Raw genomic sequence first — 25,138 nt, forward strand, 5'->3', positions numbered from 1 at the left:
TATCGCAAATCTGCCTCAGATTAAAATTAGTGGCACCTTACAAGAGCCCACAAGGGAAATGCGGAATGCGACTCAATACTGACACTCGCCAACCCGAATATCGATATCTGCCACCCTAATAAACCGCTAAGTATTGGTGCGTATTGTCGGCACATTACAGGTAGCCACGGCTTTACGGGCAGACGGAAAAACTTTGGCCTAAGATGATAAACAACGCAAAGGGATGGGCGCCCAAAGGGTTTTGGCGCTATGGGATAGCCGTGGTTGCAGCGATCGCTGCATTTGGTCTGCGAGAACTCTTGCACCCCGTGCTTGAGGCGCATCTTCCCGCTTTGTTTTTTACAGTCGCGGCAGTTTTAGTCGGGTTTTATTTGGGTATTGGTCCAGGGATTCTAGTGGTTTTGATTGGGGTGCCGATTGCCGACTATTATTTCGTTCCGCCCTACTCGAACTTTGGGTATTTCGACAAAGAAGACGTTATCCTGTTCATCGGTTTCCCGTTTGTAACTCTGTTATTTTTGGCGATGATCGAATGGCTCCGGCGCACGCAGCACGAGGCAAGGCTAATGGGCGAGGTTGCACGATCACGCCACGACATGCTTGTCCGTGCAGACAAGCGTCGAAGGCGCGCTGAAGCTTCACATTTAATATCCGACCGTTTTACCCGCGAGGTGACCGAGGGCAATGCGAGCATATTGTATGTGGGCAAGGTTGCGTCTTGCTATGAATATGTCAGCGAAGCACTGAGCGTTGAAATTGCTCCGCTAGACGGTGAATCAGGATCGAACCGGCTAATGGCGACCTTGTCGGAAAGCGATGCGTCAAACTTTGCAGCAGCGTTCGAGCAGACGAGCGACCAAAGTACGCGCGTTTGGGCAATGCGGTTGCCACGACGAAATTCGAGCCTGGCCGACTTGACGTGTCAACTGGAGCGGTTTCCTACGTCTCACGGAGCCTATGTGATCATGAAAACTGCACGGATTGCACCTCTTCGGCTAAGTGGCGGGAAGAAGTGCGAGAGTGCTATGAGCAACTTGCTGCAACCTATAAATATGTCTTGGTCGCGGGTCTCTGTATTGGAGCGGCTCTGGCACTCGCCCTAGCAGTTGAGGTCCCTAACCTCACCGCGATATCACTGCTTTCGGTTACGTTAAACTATGATGGTTGGACCATCCCTTGGTATCACTGGATATTGAACATTGCGTATCGGACGCCCATCAGGCACATATACAGTCTTAAAGAAAAGCACCCCTATGGGCTCAAGAACGCGGCGCTCCGAGCAAAGGTAGAAAAGAGCATGAGGACGCAGGGCGATTCTGAGATTGGTAATGCTAGCCTATCGATGCAATATATCTACGAAGCGAAAATGCTCGCGCGCTATGTGACGCGGAATCTGGCTGCCGTCGAGGCCGACTGTCTTATTATGCATGTGATCGACGACGATATATCGTCCACTGCAAACGCTGAAATCGTATACTCTAAAATCGGGGCCTCGCAGCGTCGAAAGATTTTTCTCGACGACTGCTACCATATTATTACCATGGACAATGAGCGGGATCTCGTTGCAAGGGAAACGCAATATTTTTTGAAGAGGCGGCTGAGAGGTGTGGAAGTTCAACGAATCCATTGCAGGCTATTGGGAAGGCACATACTCAAAACCCGGCTAATGATTGATAAATAATCGGGAGTGTTCCCATTTCAAGTGAGGTCGGAGTTTGCTGAGACATATTGTTCCGATTGGACTCACCAACCATAAATGTAATTGGAAAACGTCTGTTTGGATTACGTAGCAGTGTTTCGGCTTTCCACATCTTCTCTAGACTAGCAGGCCGTTGGAATATCCGTCGTTTATGCGGTCAGGTGCATTGCAACGGATGCTGGGTCCGCAGTTTTGAAACGCAGAACACGTTTGCGGACATTCGGCGTTGGGGGGGTTCACCGATATCGGCCTCATCCATCGTTTCGTGCCTCTCAACCGGCAAGTGTGCGCATACGCGTTAGGTTGTAGCCGACTTGCGTCAGCACGAAGAGCTGGTCTACGCGCTCAAGTCCCCGATACATAACCTGGCGAATTCGACCAACTGTCTTGCCCCATCCGAATACCTGCTCAATGCGCTTACGTTTTTGCTGGCTGACGGCGTATCCTGGCCAGCGCGTAGTTCGCTCGTCAATTGCTGAATCTCCTGGACGTCCATCGGTTTTCGCCACATGCGGCGTGACGCAATTCGCGCGACAACTGGCGACGAAGCCGGTGGTGTCGTAGTTCTTGTCCGCGCCCACCGTGATGCCGAGCGGCGCAACACTCGCGGCATCGGCGAGCATCAGCTCCGCCGCGTCGCGCTCGGCGGTGCCCGTCGCCAGCGTCACCTGTGCATTGACCACCAGGCCGTGCCGGTTGTCGGTAAGCACGTGACCCATATAACAGAGCATCGCTCCGGTTCCCTTGCTTTTGCGAACCAGGCGCGCCTGCTCATCGGTCGTGGATTGGTGCGTCTCGGTACTGCGCTTCTGTCCATGCCAGCTGTCATTGGGCGCGGGCGGTTCGTCAGGAGGCGTGTCCTCATCGTCTGGACTTGCCTTAGGCACAAAGCTCTTGTGCCCGGCCCATGCCTGAATCAACGTGCCATCAACGCTAAAGTGTTCCCCAGAAAGATACCCGCGCTCGCGAGCGGTCTCGACTGTCTCGTTGAACAGCAACACCAGCATGTCGTGTTCGAGCAACCGGTCGCGGTTCTTGCTGAACGTCGAGTGGTCCCACACGGTCCCGTCCATCGGCAGACCGACGAACCAGCGGAACAGCATGTTGTAGGAAATCTGTTCCACCAGCATGCGCTCGCTACGAATTGAGTACAGCACCTGCAGCAAAAGCGCTCGCACCAGCTTCTCCGGCGCGATGCTCGGCCGGCCTCCTTTCGCGTCGGCTTCATACATCCGCGCGAACACATCGTCCATGCGTTTAAGCGCGCCATTGAGCCACGTGCGAATCGGACGCAACGGATGGTCCTTCGGCACAAAATCGTCCAGCTTCAACACCGTGAACATTGACTCGGTAAAACCATCTGGCCCACGCATCCGTTCCAACTCGCTCTCAATGATGACATCAGTTCAACGTTTACGCCCTCGTCACGGATGACCGCTACATGAGGTATTTCACCAGCCTGCTAGTGTTCTGTCCCAGAAATAACTTTACATAGTTTCGCCACTTTCTTGAGAATGGAATCGGCTGTTGCAGTCCACACAAACGCTCGCTTGTGCTGGTTGTACTGCTGAACATAGCGCTCGATACTGGTAATCAGTTGGCGCACGTTTCTGAATGACCCGCGCCGGATCGCCTGTTGTGTAACCAGTCCAAACCAGCGCTCCACCTGATTGAGCCAGCTCGAATAGGTGGGTGTGAAATGCATGTGATACCGCGGATGTTTGGCTAACCAGGCCTTGACCTTCGGATGCTTGTGCGTCGCATAGTTGTCGACCACCAGATGAATCTCGAGATCAGTCGGCACAGCCTGGTCGACGTGATTCAGAAAGGCCAGAAACTCCTGATGCCTATGGCGTGACTTGCATTGGGTGATGACTTCTCCCGTTGCCTTATTGAGCGCAGCAAACAGGGTCGTCGTCCCGTGCCGGATGTAGTCATGCGTTACCCCTTCGAGATAGCCTAACCCCATCGGCAGCACGGGCTGCGTACGCTCCAGTGCCTGACACTGGGTCTTCTCATCGACGCACAGCACGAGTGCATGGGTCGGAGGGCTTAGGTATAGCCCGACAATGTCGCGCACCTTCTCAACAAAGTACGGATCGGTAGACAGCTTGAAGCTCTTTGAACGATGGGGCTGTACGCCGAATAGCGACAGATACCGGGCCACCGAACTCTTAGAAATCCCTGTCTGCGTAGCGGCAGAGCGCACGCTCCAGTGTGTCGCCCCGTCCGGCTTCTCGTGCAGCACCCTGGCCAGCAGTTCTGCCACCGCTTCATCGTCATGTGTGCGCGGACGGCCCGGGCGGGCTTCATCATGCAGACCGGCAAGCCCCTGTGCGACAAATCGCTTCTTCCAATGCGTGATCGCCGGTGGGGTCACCTCGCACCGCAAAGCGATTTCCTGGCTCGTATGCCCGTCAGCGGCCATCAAAATAATCTTTGCTCGACGGACCAAAGAATGAGGCAGAGAACGCGAGCGACTCATTGATAGCAATTGCTCCCGCTCCAGCGTCGACACCGAAATCTCGATTCCCTTGCGTCCCATGATCGCCTCCCTGTCGGTCATGGCTTTATCGTAGAACAACAAATATTTATGTAAAGTTATTTCTGGGACAGAACACTAGACGACGATTCTCACCGGGATCGATTTAGCCGCGGGCACCTTGCTTTCTTTTGCGTAGTGCCAGAGGGGCAGTAAGGGATTGCACTCCGGATAGTACCCTCCAATGCACCCGGCCGGCACGTCATAGCGCACCACTTTAAATCCGGCCACCCGACGCTGTATGCCGTCGCCCGCAACTGTTTCCACAGCTACCTCTTGATCCTCTGACAGGCCCAGGCGCTCGATATCGTGCTCGTTCATTAAAAGCACCATCCGATTACCGTAGATCCCCCGAAAGCGGTCGTCCAGGTTGTAAATGGTGGTATTGAACTGGCTATCGCTGCGCAAGGTGAACAGGCGCAAAACATCCGGCTGCGAAGTGGGCACATCAGGATCTTCAGCAAGGGTCGTTGGAGTCAGGAATTCTGCTTTACCGCTTTTCGTTTCCCACTTTCGCTCGGCGGCAGGGATTGGCCGATGAAAGCCCCCTGGCGTCCACATGCGCTCGTTGAAATCATGGAAAATCGTTGGGTACGTTTCTGCGATCGCATCTCGCACTAACGCATAGTTGTTCGCCCATTCTGTCCAGTCGACGGTGCAGGCCTGCCCCAGAGTCGCCAGGGCGATGCCCGCAACTATCCCTGGTTCAGACATTAGCGCTTCGCTGGCGGGCTTTGCGACGCCGCGCGAACCATGCATGCATCCTGTGCTGTCTTCCATTGAAACTGCCTGCGCTTGGCCAGCACGCATGTCGATTTCGATCCTGCTCAGACACGGAAGAATATAGGAGACCGCGCCGTGCACTAAATGGCTGCGGTTCAGCTTGGTCGTAACGTTGACGGTCAATCTGAGGTTGCGCCATGCGGGCTCGATCACGAAGCGGTCCGGCACAGACCGAACAAGATTCCCCCCGAGTTGGAACACCGCACGCACCTTGCCCGCGAGAATTGCTTCACAGGCCTCCACCGTGTTGAGCCCCTTCTCACGCGGCGGCTCAAACCGGTACTGTTGCGAAAGCTTGTCAAGTGGCGCCAGCTCAGGCTTCTCGGTGATGCCAACCGTTCGTTGGCCCTGAACGTTCGAGTGGCCGCGCACCGGCGACGGGCCAGCACCAGGCTTGCCAATATTGCCTCGCAGTAGCAGAAGGTTCATCACCATGCGCACATTCTGGACCCCCATCCTGTGCTGGGTCAGCCCCATGCCATAGTTCGCGATGACTGCATTTGCGCGGCTGTACTCGTTAGCGGCCTCGGTAAGCGCTTCGCGGGAAAGCGCACTCAGAGTTTCTATTTGTTCCCAGCCGGTGTTTCGCACGAACGCTGCGAACTCGTCAAAGCCCACCGTGTGCTGCTGGATAAAGGCAACGTCAAGCAGCCGGGGCTGGCCCGCGGCGACGGCCTGATCATCCGCTTCCAGCAGGGCCTTACAAATCCCAGCGATCGCGGCGCTATCGCCTCCTACCTTGACTTGATGGTACTGCGTGCTGATCTGCGTCGAGCCTGGCGTCAGCATCTCGATGGGCGACTGGGGATTGACGAAGCTGACAAGGCCCGGCTCCCGGATCGGATTGAAGGTGATTACCGGCACACCACGCTTGCGCGCATCCTGTACCGGATGAAGCATCCGGGGGCTATTCGTACCAACGTTTTGACCGAAGAAAAATATGAGATCGGTCTTGTCGAAATCTTCGAGCGTGATCGTCCCCACGCCCACGCCGATAGCTTGTTTTAGACCAACACTGGTGCTTTCGTGGCACATGTTCGAGCTGTCGGGCAAATTGTTCGTACCGTACATGCGAGCGAACAGTTGATACATGTACGAGGTTTCTAGCGAAGCCCTTCCTGAGGCGTAGAACACCGCAGAGTCGGGATCAAGGGCTTTGAGTTCGTCGCCGATCTCCGAGAATGCCTGTTGCCACGACACTTCCACGTACTTATCGGATGCTGGGTCCCATCGAAGGGGGGCTGCGACTCGCCCCGCTTCCTCGAGTTCGTGATCGTGCCACTTGTTGAGTTCTGCCACGGTGTGCTGGCTGAAAAAATCCAGGCCGACGCGCTTCGCAGTCAGGTCCCACGCGGTCGCCTTTGCACCGCTTTCACAAAACTCGAACGTATGAGGATCCTTAGGTTTTGCCCACGAGCAACTCACACACATGAACCCGTCCGGTTTATTTTGATGCATGAGTACGCGACTGCCATCGATTGCGACATGCTCCTGAAGAAGAATCTCGGTCACGGCCTTAAGAGATCCCCACCCTCCGGAGGCATTCTTGAATGGGTCCGACGGCTTATGCGATGTCATGAGCAACTCCTCTAATGGTTAGCACGTTCCCGCAAGAGAAAATTTCTTGTCCGTGCTGGTCGAAGACAAACGTGTCAGGCGAACTTTAAAGATGGCGGCTCCTGCAAATATGGAATGCCGGTTGTCGCTTCAGTGTCCGAAACCTATGGTTAAACGCGGGTAGCTACGGTCGTGCAATCCCAATTTCCGACCGAACGCTAACGGCTCCTTTGTGAGTGCCCAAAGTGCGAGAGAGAAACAATGTCGGCTACGCGGCGTGACGTTTCGATTCCCCAGCCAAGCGCGAGGGGCTTATTCAAACAGAAGGCGGCATCGCCATGCGTAGCGCCAAGCTGGCCATGATCCAGATCGTGCCTGCCACCATGATTGTCAACAAAAGCGCCGAGAATAGGATTAGCTGCAGGTCCTCGCGCTTATGAGCGAAGCTGATGTGCAGAAAGCAGCGGAAGTGCACGAGGATCTGCACCAACGCGAATACGCCAATGATGATCAGGGTCGGCAAGCGCGGCAATCCGAACCAGTGCAGCAACGCAAACGGCACGAGGGTGAGCAGTAACGCGATGCCCATGCCCCAGACGTATGAGTTGAACTCCCGGCGCTCCTCCTGTATCGGGTCTGCGCGGTCCGATGCGACGTTGGGTTGTTCGCTCATGTTAGTCCCGCCAGGTAGACCACCGAGAAAATCGCGACCCAGACAATGTCCAGGAAATGCCAGAACAGTGCGAGCCGCATGATGCCCAGCTTCGTCTTGGTATCAAGACCATAACGCGCGAGCTGACCCACCAGACAGACCAGCCAGATGCATCCGCCGGTGACGTGAAGGCCGTGCAAGGGCACCAGGTCGAAGAAGGCGGACAAAAAGCCACTGCGGCTGGGTACGCCGCCTTTGGCGAACATTGCACTGAAGTCATGAAGCTCGAAGCACAGGAAAGCGACTCCCAGCATCAGGGTCACCGCCAGCCATCTGACCAGCCGCGGCGTGCTGTGCTTGTACTTGAGTGTTAGCGAGGCCATCCCGAAGGTGAAGCTGCTGGCTAGCAGCAACAGCGTCTCGACGAAGATGCTCTTGATGTCGTAAAGTTGTGAGGGCCCTGGGCCGCCCGCTGTGGCATGCACCGAGGTCACATAGGTCGCAAACACCATGCCGAACAGGATCGCATCGCTCATGAGAAACACCCAGAAGCCGAACATCAGGCTTTCGGCTGCTTCGTGATCCTTGCCGTGTGCGGCACTCAGATTTAGGCCCGGATACTTGGCGGCTTCGCGGCTCATGGCACCATCCCGTCGGTTGCGTGCTGCGCCAATCCGTCGTTCGCGGGCGTGTGTTCGTCAGCGCGGGATATGGCCGTGACCTGGGCTACAGCATCGATCCAGCGATGATGTTCTTTGCGCACTTGTGCTGCGCTGACAACGCGCGTCGTCTCGCGCGCGAAGCCACGTACGATCATTGCGGCCACGGCAGCCACGAAAGACAGGATCACCAGCCACCAGATATGCCAGACCAGACCAAAGGCGAGGAAAAAGCCGATCGTCGCAATGATTGGACCCATGGCGCTGTTCTTCGGCATCTCAATATCTTCAAACGTCTCGAGCCGCTGATAGGCGCCGCGGTTTTCTTTAGCCACGGTGAAAGCATCGCGATCGGCGACTCGTGGAATCATCGCGAAATTGTATTCTGGAGGTGGCGCCGAGGTCGACCATTCGAGACTGCGTCCGTCCCATGGATCGCCGGCAAACACCCGATTTGAGTCGCGTTGCCTGATCGACCCCCATAGCTGCACGACTAGCGCGGTGAGGGCCACAATAATGAGCCCGGCACCAACGAAGGCCACCACTTCCAGCGGCACGTAGGCAGGTTCGGAATAGGCCACAGTACGGCGCGGCATTCCCATCAGTCCGAGCGCGTAAAGTGGGAAGAACGCCAGCATGAAACCGACGATCCAGCACAGCGCCGAGACTATTCCCCAGCGCTCGTTCAGACGAAAGCCAAATGCCTTGGGAAACCAGAAGTGGTAGGCAGCGATCATCCCGAACAGCAGCCCCGGCACCGCCACGTTGTGAAAATGCGCGACCAGAAAGACGCTGTTGTGTACCTGGTAATCGACGCCTGGGTCGGCCAACAGGATCCCGCTCATGCCGCCCAGCACAAACAGCAGCATGAAACCGATCGAATAGATCATTGGCACAGTAAAGCGTATCCTGCCGCGAAACATCGTCCACATCCAGTCGTAGATTTTGACGCCAGTAGGAATACCAATCAGCATCGAGGCGATGCCGAACACCGCGTTGATGTTAGCGCTTTGACCCATCGTGAAAAAATGATGCAACCAAACGGTGAACGACAGGATTGCAATGGCCATGGTAGCCATCACCAGTGCGCGGTAGCCAAACAGCACCTTGCCGGAAAATGTCGAGACGACTTCTGAGTACACGCCAAAAGCCGGCAGTATCAGGATATAGACTTCCGGATGGCCAAATAACCAGAACAGATTGGCGAAATGCATCATGTTGCCGCCAAGCGCATTGGTGAAATAGTGAAAACCGAGATAGCGATCCAAAGCCAACTGGGCTGTGGCAACGGTCAGCGGTGGCATGGCAAAGATCATCAAAATGCTGGTGCACAATGCCGTCCACGTGAATAGGGGCATGCGCATGAACGTCATTCCCGGCGCACGCAGCTTGTAGATGGTGACGGCGAAATTGATGCCAGTGAAAGTCGAGCCCAGAGAGGCGAGCGAAAGTGACCAGATCCAATAGTCCGGGCCTACGCCCGGGCTGAAGGTTGCTTCCGTATACGGGGGGTAGCCAAACCAGCCGCCGGTAGAAAAGGTGCCAATGCACAGCGAAATCATCACCAACGCCGCGCCGGCTGCAGTCAATCCCAGACTGATTGAGTTGAGCACGGGAAAAGCGACATCGCGCGCGCCGATCTGCAGCGGCATGACGTAGTTGATCACGCCGGTGAGGAACGGCATCGCCATGAAAAAGATCATGATAGTGCCGTGGGTGCTGAACAGCTGCGCGAAGTGATCCGGTGAGAGAAAGCCACCGCCGAGGCCAAATGCCTGCTGGGTGCGCATCAGCAGCGCCTCGATCAATGCACGCGCCAGCATCACGAAGGCCAGCACGACGTACATGATGCCGATTTTCTTGTGATCTGGGCTGGTCAGCCAGTCGGACCATAGAACGCCCCACTTTCGATACCGAGTGATCAATGCGACGGTGACGACCGCACCGAACACTACCATCGAGGCTGCACCGGTGGCGATAATGCCGTTGATCACATTGGCTTCGCTGTGGTCTTGCAGCATCTGCCAGAACGGCAGGGATTCAAGGCTCAGCCGTCCCAGCGGATGCGCCAAAACATTGGGGAGGCTCAAGGTATTTGCTCCGCAGAGGGTAACGTCGCGTTCCCAGCGACATGCGCCGCAGTCGATGTGGCGGCATGATCGGTGGTCTGTGGCTCGGCAGCGGCGCCGTTCATGGTCGCCATGACGACGTTGGAAAAAATGTCGGATGTCGCATGATTAAAATAGATGCCGGCATCGCTAGCTCGACTTCGGCCCAGTGCGGCCGCGAGCTGTGCGCGAGTGGTGCGTTCCGATATCAGTTTTAGCGTGGTTGCATCCAGTGGCATACCGCGAGCCCGAGTTTGTTTAACCCAATCGTTAAACGCGCCGAATGTCATCGCTACGGCGGTGAACCGCTGCTGGTGAAAGCCATCTCCGTTGTACATGGTGTTTTCGCCCATGAAACGCCCGGGTCTGTCCGCCTGCAAGTGCAACTGTGTGACCATACCGCCCATGGCATAAATCTGGCTGCCCAGCGCTGGTATCTGAAGCGACTGCATCACCGTAGCGGAGGTTAGCTGCATCGCCACGGGCTGACCGGCGGGCAGTGGCAGCACCCCGATGCTGGCCACACCTTGGTCGGGGTAAATGAATAACCACTTCCAGTCGTAACCGATTACCAGCACGCGCAGTGCCGGCGTGCGTGAGGCCAGGGGCTTGTACGGATCGAGCGCGAGCGTGCTGCGCCAAACTAGCACGGCCAAGAACGCCACGATCACTGCGGGACCGCTCCACGCGGCGATCTCCAGCGTTCTTGAGAACGCCCATTTAGGTGTGTAGCGCGAGGATTTGGCGCCATAGCGATAGCGCCAGGCAAACCAAGGGATGAGAACAAAAAGCGGCAACGCAACGAAGATCGCCAGCAACGCCACCATCTCCAGAAAATGCGTACGCTGCATCGAAGACACAGGGCCTTGCGGATTGAGAAAACTGAGATGCGTGTCGCCGGCGCACGAGCTGAGCGTGAGCACGGTGGTCAAAAGAACTATGCAGAGGACAACGTCCGTCGCTTTCTCAAATGACGTCGCCGCACCGCGCAGATGGGTATCGATTGATGGCTTGTTCGGACATCTTCGCCTCGCTTGATGTGCACGACCACGATAACGGTTGCCGATGTTCATGATTTTGCTGTCCGGTGTTACCAGCGTTCGATGCCGCAAGAGAAGGACGGCGCCGATTTATGACAGAATCAGTACAACGAACCGTTGCCCGACCCCACCTGCGTCAACTATTTTCGAAAAATTGCGGTGTTTCTCGTCTGCTACTGGGTCAGCAGGATTGGGCGTTTTCCCCTCGTACTGATGGCTAGGCCCAGGTCGACGTTAAAGCACGATGGTATGACCCGGACTCCAGAGCTTCCCGCAAAAAGCGGGATTGATGACGCCAACGAGTTGCTTGCATCACAATGGCGGTTGAGCATTTAGTGTACCCGGCTCGTTGGATAATCCCTGTTTCCATATTGATATGCAGCAGTGATCTGTCTGCGCGGACGTACCCCTGCAGACGCCTTCTTCGAACGCCGCACCATTCGATGCTTTACGCAGATGGATTATGAGTTCTGCTTTCAGCGCCCCGCGGCCCAGGATCAATAGACAGCGGGCATCCTTTCGTGTATGACCTGCACGGCTTCAACATCAGGATACTACTGCTGCAACCAGCCGGCGATGGCAGTGGCGCCATTTTAGTCGCACCTTCATAACGACCAGCCGGCGCAGTCTAGTGTTGATGTCAAAGCGGCAGGGTTCCCGTCGCCTTACTCGTCTCCGACTCTTTGGTCAGCGTCCACTATCTGGATGGCTCGCGCAAAGTGAAATTTTCCTTAGTTGAGTGGCGAATGCCAGATAGGGCCGACCCTGTCGACGCTTGTTGATAGCAGTCTCTGTTATGCGTCGCGAGAAAATATAAGTCGTGTAATGTTGTATCAAAACATGATAGAAGTTACCTGTCAAGCTTCCTGATCGCGACGTCATTAATGGGTTTCCGCATATGAACGGGCCATCTTCTTGATATCCTTCGTCCGACTTGAATGGCACGGCATTTGATGACATCTCCGCCGACAGACGTGCCCGTGTCAGCTTCGGTTCGAAGAGCGCGGTGGTTATGGGAAAGACCCTCTATCAAAAAATTCTGTCAACGGCACGATGCTTGCATTGCTTTCGGCAACTTTGCCGCGTTGTACTACATGCAGCCCGAAGCAGGCTCCAATAACGATGGAATCTGATTCATTTGATCGGACTTCATCACGTCGTTCGCGACCAATTTGACTAGCGAAGAGAAGGCGCAAGTGCTGCTATTGATTTGCAGCACGTTGGGCGACACCCGCCCTGGTGACGACTCATCAAGTGACCTCGTTGCACGGCGGAATTCGCAGATGAGAAAATGTTTATCGCAACCGATACCGTTGAGGATACTGGCGGAGTGCGCACCCACCGAATTGACGTGAAATGGCGACGAGCAAGAACGCGCGTCGATTTTCAGTGCTCTTCTTCGCACCGCGTTCGAAAGTGTGATGGGACGGCTGCTCCAATTCTGTTGCAACGAGAATTCACACATCTCATGAGAACATTAAACAGGACGACGATGGCTGGCCGCCGGATGATGCGAAAAATCGGTCAGCCCCAGCCGCGAATCGTCTGAGGACTCGATCTATGGAAAATGGGACCGTGGAAGAACGCATTCGGACGCGCGCCTATCAACTCTGGCGGGAGGATGGGGGAATGGAGGGATGCGCCGATGAATATTGGCGCCAAGCGCGGAAGCTCGTTGAAGCGGAGATGGCGGGTGAGGGTGTCGGAAAGAGCAATGGCGCGGAATGTACCGCCCCACATGTGCCATAGAGTATTTCATTTTGCGCGCAACTTTTGATCACTGCTACTGCATGCGAACGGCGACGCCGTCTTCTTCATTTGTCCGCGTATAGAACTATTAGTAGTGTTGGTCCACTCGAAGCGAAACCGCATAAGGGACGACCGACTCACAAAGCTTTCAACCAAATAACACCAAGCATTGCTATGGCATCCGTAAGTACCGGTCGGGAATAATTTTCATCGAAAGCTTGCCTTCGCCTCGGTGACTGATCCGCGAGGTCCACGGCATAGCACCAACGACATTAGTTCTATTTTATGGCATAACATGATATAACGTGATAGTTGTTAGCCGCCATCGATTCACACGATTTTGATACGGAGGCACTAAGGTTTATGCTCATCGGGGAAGGCCGAGGGCGTTGACCGAACGGGATGAGGCGCGGGAGCGTTCGTTCGTAATGCGAATTGTGGAACGTCCCTGCACGTACGAACATCCCCGCGTTAGGAGGCGAGATTGGGGCACAAAAATATTTGCGCGGGTTTACGCGAATCATCCTCTTGCTAGGAGCGCATAATGGAGATCGAAGTAGTCCTGAATGCAGGTGCGGCCATTGGAGAGTCGCCGACTTGGGCGCCCGCAGAGAAAGCGCTTTATTGGATCGATGTGAAGGAGCCCGCTCTTTATCGTTATGACCCGGCAACCGGCAACCAACGGTCGTGGTCTATGCCGAACGATATAGGCGCTTTTGCCTTAGTCAGCGACCCGCCAGGCGCCGTAGTCGCGCTTGGGCAAGGCATCTTCCGACTCAATTTTGCATCCAGGTCGCTCGCACGGCTCGCGCCGCCGCCCTTTGATCCGGCTTTGTTCCGCTTCAACGAGGGTGCCTGCGATAGTGCCGGCCGCTTCTGGGTAGGCGCAATGTTTGACCCGCTGGATCCCACCGCTCCATCGCAAAAATCTTCCCTGCACAGTTTCACTCTGGCCGACGGCCTGCGTCCAGAAGCAGATGTTTCCGAGTTGCATAATGGTATGGCATGGAGCCCAGACGGCAATTTGTTTTATCTGTCGCATAGCCAAACGAAAGAGGTACTAGCGTTTCCGTTTGACCCCATAAACGGTCGGTTGGGTACCCGTGATCTCTTCGTTCGCATCTCACCGATGCTTGGCCTGCCCGATGGCGCAGCCGTCGACAGCGAGGGGGGGTATTGGTGTGCATTGCACGGTGGAAGCCGTTTACGGCGTTACACGGCGACGGGTGAAGTCGACCGAGACATTGCGCTGCCGGTGAGCCAACCGACTATGTGCGCCTTCGCGGGCGAAGCACTCGATGTGCTATACGTGACCAGTTCCTCAGACAAGCTCACCCCCGAGCAACTGCAAAGCGAGCCGCTTGCTGGCTCTCTGCTGCGCCTTCGGCCCGGCGAGACGGGTGTTGCCCGGCATTGCATGTTGCGCTGATCGGTCCCAATCCGGAGCCCGCGCAGGAATTGCCGTGATCCGCTCGTGCCGTCGCCTTTACGTCAACTGTTCTCCGGTCCACTTAAGTTTACCTAACGCCGTCAGTGAATCACCAATCGGCTTCGACAGGCTTCACGCGATCCTGCAAGACCGACTGAATAAGTGCAGCTCTCTTTCCGGCGACCGAGCCGTTACTCGATGAGCATGAGGAGGTGACCATCGGGGTCGCGAATCAGCGCCGCTGACCCATACGAAACCAGTCTAAGAACGTGAGACGGGGCGTTTAGTGCAGCCACAACACTGCGCAATCCGCTCAAATACAACACGAGCCTGTCGCTCGCAATGTCCGTGGGGCTGGCAATGTGCGCGAGCGCAGTTCCAACTGGACTGCGATAGCCGAGAAGTTCAATGTGAGGCGACATTTGCGGAGACGTCTGGAGTGCAACCACTTCGACCACGGCATCCTTCAAGTCGTCAAGCGCTCCTTGCTCCTGTCCCGAATTTGTCTGGCGAGTACCGACCCTCAGACCCAAAATGCCGGTATAGAAATCAACGCTCGCTTCAACGTTGGATACGCTGATCGCGGAGTGATCTATTGCACCGTTAAAAGCCTGCCGCGCATCAATATGACCGGGAAACTGGATCAATTCTACCGGATGGCCGTCGGGATCGCGAAACTTGAAAGCCGTGGCACCGCCACTGTTCTCCGGCAACCGTATCGGCGAGCTTACCGCGCCTGTTGGACCAGAGATCGCTGTCGGCAGGGCAGAAGTGCTGTCTTGTCGATAAAGCCGCCGAATTGCGTTTTGGATGTTGTTGCAACGTATCGCGATATGCTGAAACCAGAGGTCGGTCGACGTGCTGTTTAGCGGGTATGGGCGCACGTACGGACCGGCTTCCGAGAGTTCGAGTTCTTGCGCGCCAAGTCGCAAGCGCTGCACGTTCACGGTCTGTTGTCCGAAGCCCAGCAGATCGACCAGCGCATCTTCCATCCTGAACGCCGGGCCACTTGGCTGAAAGCCGAGGCGTTCCTGGTAGAACGCGACGCTGCGGCGCAGTTCCATAACGTTACGGCTGATTCGCACAACTCGATTGACGTGTCCAACGTTCATGGCCACTGAGCGCCTCGCTGGTTGGTATAGATCGAAAATAGCGTGTGTGAGGCGCAGATAAACAGACGACTTCGATTTCGGCCGCCAAACGTCAGGTTCGAGACCAAAAACGGCACCCGTATCTTTCCGAGCAAGTCTCCCGACGGCGCGATGCAGTGCACGCCGTCCGCGGTACTCGCCCACAGGTTGCCTTGCTCGTCGCAACGAAATCCGTCGGTGAAGCCAGAATCGACCTTATGAAACACACGGGGTTCCGAGCAGCGTGCGCCGTCGTCAGCAAGGTCCATCACGCTGATGTGCTGCACTGGCGATGGGTCGAACTGCAAGCCGCTTTCCGAAACGTATAGAAGCGATTCGTCAGGGGAAAAGCACAGTCCATTGGGTCCTGTGAAAGCTTTCGAGACCACGGTCAATGATCCAGTTTCAGGCACCAGACGGTACACGCAGGCGGGACGCTCCTGGGCTTGCTTGCCGCCCTCATAGTCGGTCTGGATGCCGTAGGGTGGATCGGAGAACCAGGTTGTACCGTCGCTCTTTACGATGACGTCGTTTGGTGAATTGAGTCGTTTTCCTTGATATCGATCGGCCAATACCGTGATGCTGCCGTCTAGTTCAGTGCGCGCGATGCACCGGTGACGATGCGAGCATCCGATCAGGCGCCCTTGTCGATCACGCGTGTGACCGTTGGCGAAGCCAGAGGGCCGGCGAAAGACGCTGATGCCCCCCGACTCGGTCCAGCGCATGATGCGGTCGTTAGGCAAGTCGCTGAACAGCAAACAATCGAAATCTGCGAACCATACCGGTCCTTCAAGCCATGTGAAGCCCTCGCCGAGCTTTTCGAGCGGGGCGTTCGGTAGAACCATCGCCTTGCAGCGTGGGGCGACAATCTCGAAATCCATGACTCTCTCCGCTAGCGAAAGTGCCCCGGCCGATGCACCGGCTCGACGTGAAGCTGGACGGTCATGAGGACTGCGGGTTCATCACCGATCATCCCCGAGCGGTGCCCTTTGCGCTTTTCACCATCGACGACACTGCCTTGATCCTTACCAAGGGACAGGTCGCCCGGGCCCATCTCAACACGCGTGCCATCCATCGATTCAACCCACCAGCGGCCAGAAATCGGAACAATCCATTGCGGCGCCGGGTTTTCGTGCCACTCTCCAACCCAGCCGACTGGTTGAACCGTGAAAACAACCGTGGCGTCCGTGCGTGTTTGCTGATCGTTCCACTGCGGTGCGATGTTACCCACGCCCTTCAATGCGAATTGGTCGAGTTCGCAATGTGTTTGGTGGCTGACGCCGTGTTTGTCAGTCCACAAGTGCCAATAGCCGACTTTCGGACTATCGTGTCCGCCGCTAGGTTGAGCCATCACCAAGGCAGGTTGTGTGGGTTCAGGCATGAGTTGTTTCCCTTAAAAGATGAATGTAAGCAAGCATCATGGCGTGTTGGGAGCCGATGCCGAAACCGGTACTGAAGCTGATGTTGCCGACGCTGCGTAGGGAGCCGACGAGAGCGGGTGCGTAAAGACGGCTGACGCAGTCGGAGGGACGCCCCCGACAACCACGAGAAGCAGACCGCCCGCGAGCCCGAAGTTCTTCAGGAAGTCCCAGAAGTGACTGTGACCGTCGCCGGCTTTGGACCAGAAGTGGGGGTATTTCCAGAACGGGTGATAGAGCAAGGCAGTGACGGCGCAAAATCCTGCGAGAACGAAGGCGGCAAGGCGATCGTGCCAACCCACCACAATGCATATTGGCGTCACGAACTCCACCACAATGGCTAGCGCCAGCAGCACCGGGCCGCCGGGCAGGAATGACGAGTTGGCTTGCTTCAGCGCTTCTTTCCAATGAACGATCTTATCCAGACCGCTGAAGGGAAACATGACGACCAGGCACACGCGTGCGATCAGCGGGGCGGCGACCAGGTTGATAAGGTCCACGTTCGCCACAGTCAAGCTGCTACTGGCTTGACGCCGAGACGTTCACCGATTCGATCGGCCACGCGCAATGCGTTCGCGATGATGGTGAGGGTCGGATTAACCGCGCCGATCGACGGAAAAAAGCTCGCGTCCGTTATGTAGAGGTTATCGAGTTCATGCGCCTTGCAGTCGAGGTCGAGCACGGAGGTTGCTCGATCTGTACCGAAGCGTGCAGTGCCTGCCTGATGCGCGGTGCCACCGATTGGGATTTGCTTGCCGAGATACAGGCTTCGCTCCATCATGACTGAATGAGCACCGACGTGAATGAGCAAGCCTTCCAATTTCTTTTTCAGGCGATGATGCGCTTCCATGTTGCCCTCCTCAATCTCAAGGATGACGCGCTTACCGTCATATCGCACACGATTCTCGGGGCGCGGCAGGTCTTCGCTCGATAGCCAAAAATCCATCGAGTGCCGGGCCATCTGCTCGAACGGCATCTCGGGGAGCCACTCGAGCCATTCGGGCAGCGCCTCGCCTCGGATCTGTTCGGCGTGAGATGTCGCGCACATCTGGATCAGCCCGAGCGGGTAGTCCCAGTCATCGGAACCAAAGTAAAAATCGCTGATGGCGAGAGTCTTCTGGAATACGGTTGCGTTGGGCTCGCGCATCAGCGCCATCAGGATCGACTGGTTATGCCGCATGTAATTGCGGCCGACCTGGTCTGACCCATTCGCAAGTCCATTCGGATGCTGTTCGGTCGCGGAGCGCAATAGCAGCAAGGCTGACGAAAGGGCTCCACAAGCGACCACGATGATGTCCGCCGTGTACTGTTCCTGCACGCCCTCATGCTCGACGTGGACACGGGTAATCTTTCGCCCTGATGTGTCGGTCTCAAGCCGGGTGACGTAGGCATGGGTCATCAGGGCGAGATTAGGGTAGGCGGCGAGCGCAGGGTCGACGCACATAACCTGGGCGTCTGCTTTGCCGTTAAGCAGACAAGGAAAGCCATCAAAAGCGTCACAGCGGATGCAGGTGCTTGTGGGCGTGACCTGGCCGTTCTTCTCATCGAGAAGAATGCCAAGCGGTAAGTGAAACGGACGCAAACCGGCCTTCTGCAACGAGTCGTGAAGTGCCTGAATGCGCGGCTCATGGGACACAGCTGGGTAAGGGAAGGGCGTGCTCGACTGCGGCTCGGATGGGTCTTCTCCGCGTTCTCCGTGAACGTGGAACAGGCGCTCGGCTTCCCCGTAATACGGTTCAAAGTCGGCATACTTCAACGGCCACGCAGGTGACACGCCATCCTTGTGCTGAAGCTCGTCGAAATCGCGCTCTCTTAGCCTGAAGAGTGCCGCTCCGTACATCTTCGAATTGCCGCCGACATAGTAATGAAGACCCGGATGAAACTTGCGCCCATCGCCGCCATACCACGTTTCGCTTGTCTGATACATGCCGTCGACAAATACCGTTTTGGAATTCCAGTTGGCCGGCTCCCTCTTTAGATAGTCGGTAAGCGGTCCGTTGTCAGCGTCTAGCGAAAGCGCCTCACAGTGGCGACCATATGTCCACGTAAATCAACGTGGACATCTATGACTGACATCACCTCAGAGTTGAAGGCGCGGCTTGTTGTAGGCCGCAAGCAGGACGGTCGATGCGTGTACGACCCGAAAGCCAAGCGAGAACTGATCGAGGCCTGCATGGCGCCGGGCGTGTCCGTCGCACGTCTGGCACTGGACAACGGATTAAACGCGAACCTGTTGCGCACGTGGGTCACGGCTGATAAAAAACGGCGGGCGAGCACCGATATCGTGCCGGTGGCGAAGACCTTGAACCCGGCGGCAGCGGCTTTCATACCCGTGATTCCAACTCAGGCCCAGCCAAAGGAGACTGCACCTCGCTTGGAGATTCGATTTCCCAACGGCGTCAAGGTTGAATTCGATGATGCCCGTGACGATCAGTTGCTGTCACTACTAACCGCACTGAGTGCCTTGCCATGTTTCGATTCGACGAAGGCTTGAAGGTCTTCCTTCACCGCGACGCCGTCGACGGTCGTAAAGGGATTAACGGGTTGGTTGCGTTGGTCGAGCAGGCATTAAAACTCGACCCGTTCGCGCCCGCCGTTTATGTTTTTACCAACAAGCGGCGCGACCGTGTAAAGCTCATCCTGTGGAACCGAACGGGCTTCTGGCTATTGATCAAGCGGTTAGAGGCAGACCGCTTTGCATGGCCCCGCGAGGCGGCAGTTCTTGAGCTGACGGTGGAACAGTTACATTGGCTGCTCGACGGTGTCGACCTGGCGGCCATGAAGAAGCATTCGGCACGGCACTACATGCGCGCGAGTTAGCCACGCTCACGCGTACGACCGGTGCGTCTCGTTTGTCTGTCGCATCTACGAGACGCCGGTTAGATATTTAGAAGTTCCCGTAAACCTACGAAGGCTCGCGATTGGCTATTGTTACGCCATGGCCCGCGACATTCACAAACCCCACTCGATCACCGCCGAAGAGCTCGCCGCGCTCATCGCTGAGCGTGATGCGGCGCTTGCCGATAGCCGAGCGTTGCGCGGCGAACTACGGGTGACCAAGGTCGAACGCGACCTTCTCAAGGAACAACTCAAAGCGTTCCAGCGCCAGTTGTTCGGCGCCAAGAGCGAAGCACGTAGTGCTAAGCAGCGGGACCTGTTTCTGAACGAAGCCGAAGCGCTTGCCCCCACCGCAGCGACGGCGCCGGCACAGTCTGACGAAGCTGAAACTGAGGTCGCGGGTCATAAACGTAAGAAGCCCGGTCGAAAGCCGCTCGATCCTGCTCTGCCGCGTGAAGTGATTCGCTACGAATTGCCCGAATCAGAACGTACCTGCCCAAACGACGGCACGACGTTGATCGAGATCGGCGTCGAAGTCAGCGAGCAGCTTGACATCGTTCCACAGCAAGTACGGGTGATTCGTCACGAGCGCGTGAAGTACGCGTGCGCAGAGTGTGACCAGGGAATCAAGGTTACGCCGGCGCGTTTGCGCATCATCCCGAAGGGTTTGTTCACTGAAGCGGCGCTGGCCTGGTTCGTGGTGTCGAAATTCATGGATGGGTTGCCGCTGTATCGCATTGCGGCGCTGCTCAAACGCTTCGGCGGTGACATCTCGCGCAATACGCTTGCGGCCAGTGTCGTGCGCCTGGGCGAGGCGGTGCAGCCCATCATTAATTTATTGCGGGATCACTTGCTCGACAGTGAGATCGTGTTCGGCGACGAGACCACCGTGCAAGTGCTCAAGGAGCCTGGGCGAGCGGCGCAAACCAAAAGCTATATGTGGTGCCAAATCAACGGCAGCGGGCGACCCGTGCGGCTCTTCGGATATGCACCCGGGCGTGGCACGCAACACGGGTCAAACCTATGGGCAGGCATTCGCCACGGCGCCGTGTTGATGAGCGACGGTTACGAACCATACAACGCAATCGCGCAAACCCATGGCGCCGTGCATTTAGGTTGCTGGGTTCACGCGAGACGTTACTTCGTGAAAGCGGAAGACGGGTTACCCAAAGAGGCGCGTGGCGTACATCAGCCATCCACGCAATTCATCCATCTCATCGGTAAGCTCTATGCGGCGGAGTCGCACGCGCATAAGAAGTCCAACTGGCGAGCGCGCTTACGTCGGCGCTACAGTCGTGCCGTGCTAACGGAAATCAAGAGACTCCTTGAGCACCATCTCGCTACGACTGCGCCGAGCGGCAAATTAGGCGAAGCCCTGAGGTATCTTGCCGGTCAGTGGCCAAAACTGATTCGTTATGTCGAAAACGAAGCGTGGCCCATTGATAACAATCCAGCTGAAAATTCGATTCGTCCATTTGTAATAGGACGTCGAGCATGGTTATTCGCTGACTCCGTGGGTGGGGCTAAAGCGAGCGCGAACCTGTACTCGCTCGTCCAAACGTGTGTCGCAAATCGTGTCGACGCTTATCGATATCTGGTCGACCTGTTTACGGCGCTGCCCTATGCCAAGACCGCCGACGACTACGAGGCCTTGTTGCCTTGGAACCTCGGCAAAGCCGAAAGGGATGCCTCGCCATAATCTATTCCAGCCCGAGGCGTGTCCTTCACGGACCGCTTACGATAGTCGCCGCGCTCCAGCAACAGGATGCTTTTGCCGGTGGACGCAAGCTTGTGCGCGAGTGAAGCCCCTCCGGGGCCGCTGCCGAGTACGATTACGTCGTAATGATTCATGGGTTCTCTATAAGGGGTGCCGTTAGCGAACAATAGTGGCTTGAAAGTAAGAGGCGATAGTTGAACGCCCGAATGGCTCGGGGCAGAGCACTGGCCGTTCATGAACCGGCTCACCACAATTACGCAAAAATCGAACCTGTGTGCCGTTTGTAAGTCCCCCTGAGCCCGTTGCCAATTACCGTGTGCGATAAGACGTGCGTCTCACTAACGCAGCCCACGATGATCAGAACAGGTGGAAAATCTCTAATACTCCAGCGAACAGACAAATCATGGCGGTCGTATTAGCGACCAACCCAATCAACACCATCGCGAGGACGCTGCTTCCAACGACCCATCGGGAATCGCCGCGCAAACTCCTTTGCATCAAAAATGCTTGAGCGTTGGCAGTACTTTTCGTCTATTGACGGGCTCGCGTCTCGCATATAACGCTTTGCCTGTCTGGAGTGATTAAAGGCTATGTGACATATCTTAAGCGATGCTTAATTAAAGAGAGTCATAAATAGAGTGAGGTCCGAGTTTCGTTGTTCTTGGAATGGAACGTGCGCAGTACCCATCTCCGGAAGCGGCTTGAGAAGAGGGCCTTATGTTCGCCTGTCCGACAACTGGATCGACAGCGCTGGGTCAATGCGGCATTGCGCAGGGTCATCGTCAGGAGATTGAAACGGCCACTGACCGCACTGCGTCCAGCGATACTACAAAGCGAGAGCGACGCCGCAAGGTTAGTTCATTAAACATCTGGACACACTGGCTGCAACGAGATGGCATCGAAAATTGAGGACTACGCCTTGATCGGTAACGGACGATCGGCTGCGCTGATTGGCCGCGACGGCCCGGTCGACTGGCTGTGCTGGCCGCGATTCGATTCGGACGCGTGTTTCGCCGCGCTCCTGGGCGACGCCAGCAACGGACGCTGGAAGCTCGCGCCCGAAAGCGGCCGCGTCGCTTCCTCGCGACGGTATCTGGGCGATACGCTCATTCTCGAGTCACGCTTCGGAACAGACGAAGGCAACGGGACGGTCACCGACTTCATGCCGTTGCAAGACGATCTTCCTGAGTTGATTCGAATCGTTCGTTGCACCTCGGGCGCCATGCACATGCGCGTGGAGTTTGTGGTCCGGTTCGGCTTTGGCCGATTGATTCCATGGGTCACGCAACTGGACGATGGTACCGGCATCAAAGCCGTGGTGGGTGCTGACATGCTCATCCTCAGGACGCAGGTAGAGCTCAGCCACTAGGCTTTGCAAACATACAGTGACTTCACGGTTGCAGCGGGTGAGGAGGTACATTTTTCGCTTCGGTATGGCAGGGCATACAAGTCGATACCTGCCCCGCGCGACGCGCGGGCATTGCTGGCCGACACGAATGCTCAATGGCAGTCGTGGCGCGCAGCAAGGCGCACGGGAAGTACAGGGACGCAATACAGCGCTCACTCCTTACGCTGAAGGCCCTGGCGTTCGAGCCCACGGGTGGAATTGTCGCGGCCGCGACGACTTCCCTTCCCGAGACGCTCGGGGGAGATCGAAACTGGGACTACCGGTATTGTTGGCTTCGCGACGCCACCCTTACGCTTCGCACGCTGATGCGCGGCGGATATTTCGAGGAGGCAGCGGCGCGGCGTGACTGGCTGGTGCGAACGATCGCGGGCTCGCCGGGGCAACTGCAAATCATGTATGGGCTTGCCGGTGAACGGCGTCTTCCTGAATGGGAGTGCAACTGGCTCACGGGGTATGAAGGCGCGCGACCAGTGCGTATCGGCAATGCAGCAGCGAACCAGTTACAGCTGATTATCTTTGGCGAAGTGGTGAATGCATTGCATGAGGCGCGCCTTGGCGGTTTGCCTGATGACGATGCTGCTTGGGCAGTTCAAACTGCACTAATTGAGCACCTTGAGACAATCTGGCAAGAGCCTGACGAAGGAATATGGGAAACGCGCGGCGGGCGGAGGAACTTCACCTATTCCAAAGTGATGTGCTGGGTCGCCGTCGATCGTGCCATTCAATCCATCGAGCAATTCGGGCTTCCCGGACCACTTGACCGTTGGCGCGCGCTACGGGATGAGATCCATGAAGACGTCTGCCAGCATGGTTTCAATCATGAACGTAACACCTTCGTGCAGCAATACGGGGGCAGCGCGCTCGATGCCAGCTTGCTGATGATGGCCTTGGTCGGCTTCCTACCACCCGAAGACGAGCGCATCAAAGGCACAGTCGCCGCAATCGAAGAAGAGCTCGAGAGTGCCAGCTTCGTGAGCCGGTACAAGACAGAGACGATGCGCGACGGTTTGCAATCCGGTGAGGGCAGCTTTCTCGCCTGTAGTTTCTGGCTTGTCGAAAACATTAGCTTGCAAGGGCGCCACGATGAAGCGGAGGCGCTATCTGACAAGCTGCTGACAATTCGCAATGACCTCAGCTTGCTATCCGAAGAGTACGACACGATGCTCAACGTCATGTCGGTAATTTCCCACAGGCATTCTCACACACGTCACTGGTTGAGACCGCATTCAACTTGCTCGGTAGGAGACCACGAAGCGGTTCGCCCGACGCGCATCCTCGTGAGAAGTGAGCGGCGCCGTCCAGGCGAGCAGGCGGATTTGCAACTGAAGCCCGATGTTTGGACGCCGTTTAAAATCGCCGCCATCTCCTGTGCGGAGCATGTAGTCAAGAAAGGAGCATCTCATGCGTGACGCTACACCGAAAGACCCTTCCGCCCCGGCAGCTCCGGACGAATCGCGCGTGCCCCATCCGGCATCCTATCCGCTGCTGACTGGACACTGGACAACCCGCGCTCGTGACGGGCGCAAATTCAGGTATCGGCAAGGCAGTGGCGCTCGGTCTTGCGCGTGCGGGTGCGGATGTCGTCGTTAACTATGTCGCCAATCCAGATGCGGCCGAAGAGGTCGCGCATCAGATTGGGACGCTTGGCAGACCGGCATTGCCCCGAAAGCCGATGTGAGCAAGGAGGAAGAGGTGGAGCGGATGTTCGCTCGTGCAATCGACTATTTCGGAACGCTCCACATCGTGGTGAGCAACGCGGGGCTACAACGCGATGCGCCTTTCGACAAGATGACCCTGGACCAGTGGAATACCGTTATCGGCGTGAACTTGACTGGACAGTTTCTCTGCACGCGCGAAGCGGTAAGAGAATTCAAGCGCCGCGGTGTTGATCCGTCCGTGTCAGTGGCCGCAGGCAAGATCCTGTGTATGAGCTCTGTCCATCAGGAAATACCGTGGGCGGGTCACGCCAACTACGCGGCATCGAAGGGCGGCATCATGCTTTTGATGAAAAGCCTCGCGCAGGAAATGGCGCCGTATCGTATCCGGGTCATCAGCATTGCACCAGGTGCCGTTAGAACCCCGATCAACACTGCTGCATGGAGTACACCCGAGGCCTACGCGGCCCTGATGACTCTTGTGCCCTACAAGCGCATTGGCGAGCCGGATGACATTGCGCAAGCTGCGGTCTGGCTTGCATCTGATGCAGCGGACTATGTCACGGGTGCAACGTTATTTGTCGATGGAGGAATGACTTTGTATCCGGGATTCGCGACCGGCGGCTAGTTGGCGGTTTAGGTGTGGCGTTTCTCCGTCGGGTTCGCGTTGGCTCATCTGGATTTCCGCAGCCGGAACACGTTGCTCCTGTCTCGTATGTGAGGAGGTACGGAAAGCAAAAATCTACGTAAGAAC

Annotated in this window: 20 protein-coding genes and 2 pseudogenes; 9 read left to right on the forward strand and 13 right to left on the reverse strand. The window is 56.6% G+C overall.

The features are described 5' to 3' along the window. Positions 1–260 precede the first annotated feature (260 nt). Positions 261–1,103, forward strand: a complete 843-nt coding sequence (locus ACSQ83_RS21495; RefSeq protein WP_436229541.1) for a DUF4118 domain-containing protein — start codon at positions 261–263, stop codon at positions 1,101–1,103. Further along, positions 1,013–1,681 (forward strand): alpha/beta hydrolase, encoded by a 669-nt coding sequence (locus ACSQ83_RS21500; RefSeq protein ID WP_436229542.1) that lies wholly within the window; start codon positions 1,013–1,015, stop codon positions 1,679–1,681. The genes ACSQ83_RS21495 and ACSQ83_RS21500 overlap by 91 nt, the downstream gene beginning before the upstream one ends. 290 nt (positions 1,682–1,971) lie before the next feature. On the opposite strand, the gene ACSQ83_RS21505 is transcribed toward ACSQ83_RS21500, so the two are convergent. From ACSQ83_RS21505 to ACSQ83_RS21535, 7 genes are all read right to left on the reverse strand, one after another. Beyond that, positions 1,972–3,072 carry an IS5 family transposase gene (locus ACSQ83_RS21505; protein WP_436229543.1) on the reverse strand — a complete coding sequence of 367 codons (1,101 nt, stop codon included), beginning with the start codon at positions 3,070–3,072 and terminating at the stop codon, positions 1,972–1,974. An 89-nt stretch (positions 3,073–3,161) separates the two neighbouring features. After that, on the reverse strand, positions 3,162–4,244 hold the full coding sequence (locus tag ACSQ83_RS21510) for an IS630 family transposase (protein ID WP_436229561.1): 1,083 nt from the start codon (positions 4,242–4,244) through the stop codon (positions 3,162–3,164). A gap of 75 nt (positions 4,245–4,319) precedes the next feature. Then, complete coding sequence (locus ACSQ83_RS21515) at positions 4,320–6,602, reverse strand: FdhF/YdeP family oxidoreductase (RefSeq protein WP_436229544.1); 2,283 nt, start codon at positions 6,600–6,602, stop codon at positions 4,320–4,322. A gap of 295 nt (positions 6,603–6,897) precedes the next feature. Then, positions 6,898–7,254: a cytochrome o ubiquinol oxidase subunit IV gene (locus tag ACSQ83_RS21520; RefSeq protein ID WP_436229545.1), complete on the reverse strand. Its 357-nt coding sequence runs from the start codon at positions 7,252–7,254 to the stop codon at positions 6,898–6,900. Next, entirely contained in the window at positions 7,251–7,874 is a 624-nt protein-coding gene (locus tag ACSQ83_RS21525; RefSeq protein ID WP_436229546.1) for a cytochrome c oxidase subunit 3, read from the reverse strand. Before ACSQ83_RS21525 ends, ACSQ83_RS21520 begins: the two co-directional genes overlap by 4 nt. Continuing rightward, positions 7,871–9,913, reverse strand: a complete 2,043-nt coding sequence (locus tag ACSQ83_RS21530; RefSeq protein ID WP_436229562.1) for a cbb3-type cytochrome c oxidase subunit I — start codon at positions 9,911–9,913, stop codon at positions 7,871–7,873. The genes ACSQ83_RS21525 and ACSQ83_RS21530 overlap by 4 nt, the downstream gene beginning before the upstream one ends. Before the next feature lie 65 nt (positions 9,914–9,978). After that, on the reverse strand, positions 9,979–11,073 hold the full coding sequence (locus ACSQ83_RS21535; protein ID WP_436229547.1) for a ubiquinol oxidase subunit II: 1,095 nt from the start codon (positions 11,071–11,073) through the stop codon (positions 9,979–9,981). A gap of 1,527 nt (positions 11,074–12,600) precedes the next feature. Between ACSQ83_RS21535 and ACSQ83_RS21540 the strand changes: the two genes are divergently transcribed. Next, positions 12,601–12,789 (forward strand): DUF2934 domain-containing protein, encoded by a 189-nt coding sequence (locus ACSQ83_RS21540; protein WP_436229548.1) that lies wholly within the window; start codon positions 12,601–12,603, stop codon positions 12,787–12,789. A gap of 544 nt (positions 12,790–13,333) precedes the next feature. Continuing rightward, positions 13,334–14,218, forward strand: coding sequence for an SMP-30/gluconolactonase/LRE family protein (locus ACSQ83_RS21545; protein ID WP_436229549.1), 885 nt, complete (start codon positions 13,334–13,336; stop codon positions 14,216–14,218). A 191-nt stretch (positions 14,219–14,409) separates the two neighbouring features. Here ACSQ83_RS21545 and ACSQ83_RS21550 read toward each other — a convergent pair whose 3' ends face one another. The 5 genes from ACSQ83_RS21550 to ACSQ83_RS21570 are packed head-to-tail and all read right to left on the reverse strand — an operon-like array spanning position 14,410 to position 18,693. Continuing rightward, on the reverse strand, positions 14,410–15,330 hold the full coding sequence (locus ACSQ83_RS21550) for a VOC family protein (RefSeq protein ID WP_436229550.1): 921 nt from the start codon (positions 15,328–15,330) through the stop codon (positions 14,410–14,412). Continuing rightward, entirely contained in the window at positions 15,327–16,229 is a 903-nt protein-coding gene (locus ACSQ83_RS21555; protein WP_436229551.1) for an SMP-30/gluconolactonase/LRE family protein, read from the reverse strand. Before ACSQ83_RS21555 ends, ACSQ83_RS21550 begins: the two co-directional genes overlap by 4 nt. 11 nt (positions 16,230–16,240) lie before the next feature. After that, positions 16,241–16,729: a cupin domain-containing protein gene (locus ACSQ83_RS21560; protein ID WP_436229552.1), complete on the reverse strand. Its 489-nt coding sequence runs from the start codon at positions 16,727–16,729 to the stop codon at positions 16,241–16,243. Between the two features lie 36 nt (positions 16,730–16,765). Beyond that, a complete protein-coding gene (locus ACSQ83_RS21565; protein ID WP_436229553.1) occupies positions 16,766–17,266 on the reverse strand; it encodes a DoxX family protein in 501 nt (166 codons plus the stop codon). A gap of 11 nt (positions 17,267–17,277) precedes the next feature. Then, on the reverse strand, positions 17,278–18,693 hold the full coding sequence (locus ACSQ83_RS21570) for a GMC oxidoreductase (protein WP_436229554.1): 1,416 nt from the start codon (positions 18,691–18,693) through the stop codon (positions 17,278–17,280). Positions 18,694–18,831: 138 nt separating this feature from the next. On the opposite strand from ACSQ83_RS21570, the gene tnpA reads away from it, so the two are divergent. From tnpA to tnpC, 3 genes are all read left to right on the forward strand, one after another. Further along, entirely contained in the window at positions 18,832–19,260 is a 429-nt protein-coding gene (gene tnpA, locus ACSQ83_RS21575) for an IS66-like element accessory protein TnpA (protein WP_436229555.1), read from the forward strand. Continuing rightward, the gene (tnpB, locus tag ACSQ83_RS21580; protein WP_436229556.1) at positions 19,236–19,586 is read left to right on the forward strand and encodes an IS66 family insertion sequence element accessory protein TnpB; all 351 of its coding nucleotides are present in this window, start codon (positions 19,236–19,238) and stop codon (positions 19,584–19,586) included. The genes tnpA and tnpB overlap by 25 nt, the downstream gene beginning before the upstream one ends. A 118-nt stretch (positions 19,587–19,704) precedes the next feature. After that, complete coding sequence (gene tnpC, locus ACSQ83_RS21585) at positions 19,705–21,303, forward strand: IS66 family transposase (protein ID WP_436229557.1); 1,599 nt, start codon at positions 19,705–19,707, stop codon at positions 21,301–21,303. On the opposite strand, the gene ACSQ83_RS21590 is transcribed toward tnpC, so the two are convergent. Next, positions 21,246–21,557 (reverse strand): NAD(P)-binding protein, encoded by a 312-nt coding sequence (locus ACSQ83_RS21590; RefSeq protein ID WP_436229558.1) that lies wholly within the window; start codon positions 21,555–21,557, stop codon positions 21,246–21,248. The genes tnpC and ACSQ83_RS21590 overlap by 58 nt on opposite strands. Before the next feature lie 656 nt (positions 21,558–22,213). Between ACSQ83_RS21590 and ACSQ83_RS21595 the strand changes: the two are divergent. Then, positions 22,214–24,017: pseudogene (locus ACSQ83_RS21595) on the forward strand (glycoside hydrolase family 15 protein). Positions 24,018–24,218: 201 nt separating this feature from the next. Next, positions 24,219–25,012, forward strand: a pseudogene (locus ACSQ83_RS21600) (SDR family oxidoreductase). Positions 25,013–25,138: the final 126 nt, after the last annotated feature.

The sequence above is a fragment of the Caballeronia sp. LjRoot29 genome (assembly GCF_964252755.1).
Lineage (GTDB): Bacteria > Pseudomonadota > Gammaproteobacteria > Burkholderiales > Burkholderiaceae > Caballeronia.

Coding starts and splice junctions, on each gene's coding strand:
- ACSQ83_RS21525 (WP_436229546.1), bottom strand. CDS start 7,874: ATGAGCCGCGAAGCCGCCAAGTATCCGGGCCTAAATCTGAGTGCCGCA.
- ACSQ83_RS21560 (WP_436229552.1), bottom strand. CDS start 16,729: ATGCCTGAACCCACACAACCTGCCTTGGTGATGGCTCAACCTAGCGGC.
- ACSQ83_RS21545 (WP_436229549.1), top strand. CDS start 13,334: ATGGAGATCGAAGTAGTCCTGAATGCAGGTGCGGCCATTGGAGAGTCG.
- ACSQ83_RS21535 (WP_436229547.1), bottom strand. CDS start 11,073: ATGAACATCGGCAACCGTTATCGTGGTCGTGCACATCAAGCGAGGCGA.
- tnpB (WP_436229556.1), top strand. CDS start 19,236: ATGTTTCGATTCGACGAAGGCTTGAAGGTCTTCCTTCACCGCGACGCC.
- ACSQ83_RS21555 (WP_436229551.1), bottom strand. CDS start 16,229: ATGGATTTCGAGATTGTCGCCCCACGCTGCAAGGCGATGGTTCTACCG.
- tnpA (WP_436229555.1), top strand. CDS start 18,832: ATGACTGACATCACCTCAGAGTTGAAGGCGCGGCTTGTTGTAGGCCGC.
- ACSQ83_RS21540 (WP_436229548.1), top strand. CDS start 12,601: ATGGAAAATGGGACCGTGGAAGAACGCATTCGGACGCGCGCCTATCAA.
- ACSQ83_RS21510 (WP_436229561.1), bottom strand. CDS start 4,244: ATGGGACGCAAGGGAATCGAGATTTCGGTGTCGACGCTGGAGCGGGAG.
- ACSQ83_RS21590 (WP_436229558.1), bottom strand. CDS start 21,557: ATGAACGGCCAGTGCTCTGCCCCGAGCCATTCGGGCGTTCAACTATCG.
- ACSQ83_RS21550 (WP_436229550.1), bottom strand. CDS start 15,330: ATGAACGTTGGACACGTCAATCGAGTTGTGCGAATCAGCCGTAACGTT.
- ACSQ83_RS21515 (WP_436229544.1), bottom strand. CDS start 6,602: ATGACATCGCATAAGCCGTCGGACCCATTCAAGAATGCCTCCGGAGGG.
- ACSQ83_RS21570 (WP_436229554.1), bottom strand. CDS start 18,693: ATGTATCAGACAAGCGAAACGTGGTATGGCGGCGATGGGCGCAAGTTT.
- ACSQ83_RS21530 (WP_436229562.1), bottom strand. CDS start 9,913: ATGCTGCAAGACCACAGCGAAGCCAATGTGATCAACGGCATTATCGCC.
- ACSQ83_RS21505 (WP_436229543.1), bottom strand. CDS start 3,072: ATGCGTGGGCCAGATGGTTTTACCGAGTCAATGTTCACGGTGTTGAAG.
- ACSQ83_RS21520 (WP_436229545.1), bottom strand. CDS start 7,254: ATGAGCGAACAACCCAACGTCGCATCGGACCGCGCAGACCCGATACAG.
- tnpC (WP_436229557.1), top strand. CDS start 19,705: ATGGCCCGCGACATTCACAAACCCCACTCGATCACCGCCGAAGAGCTC.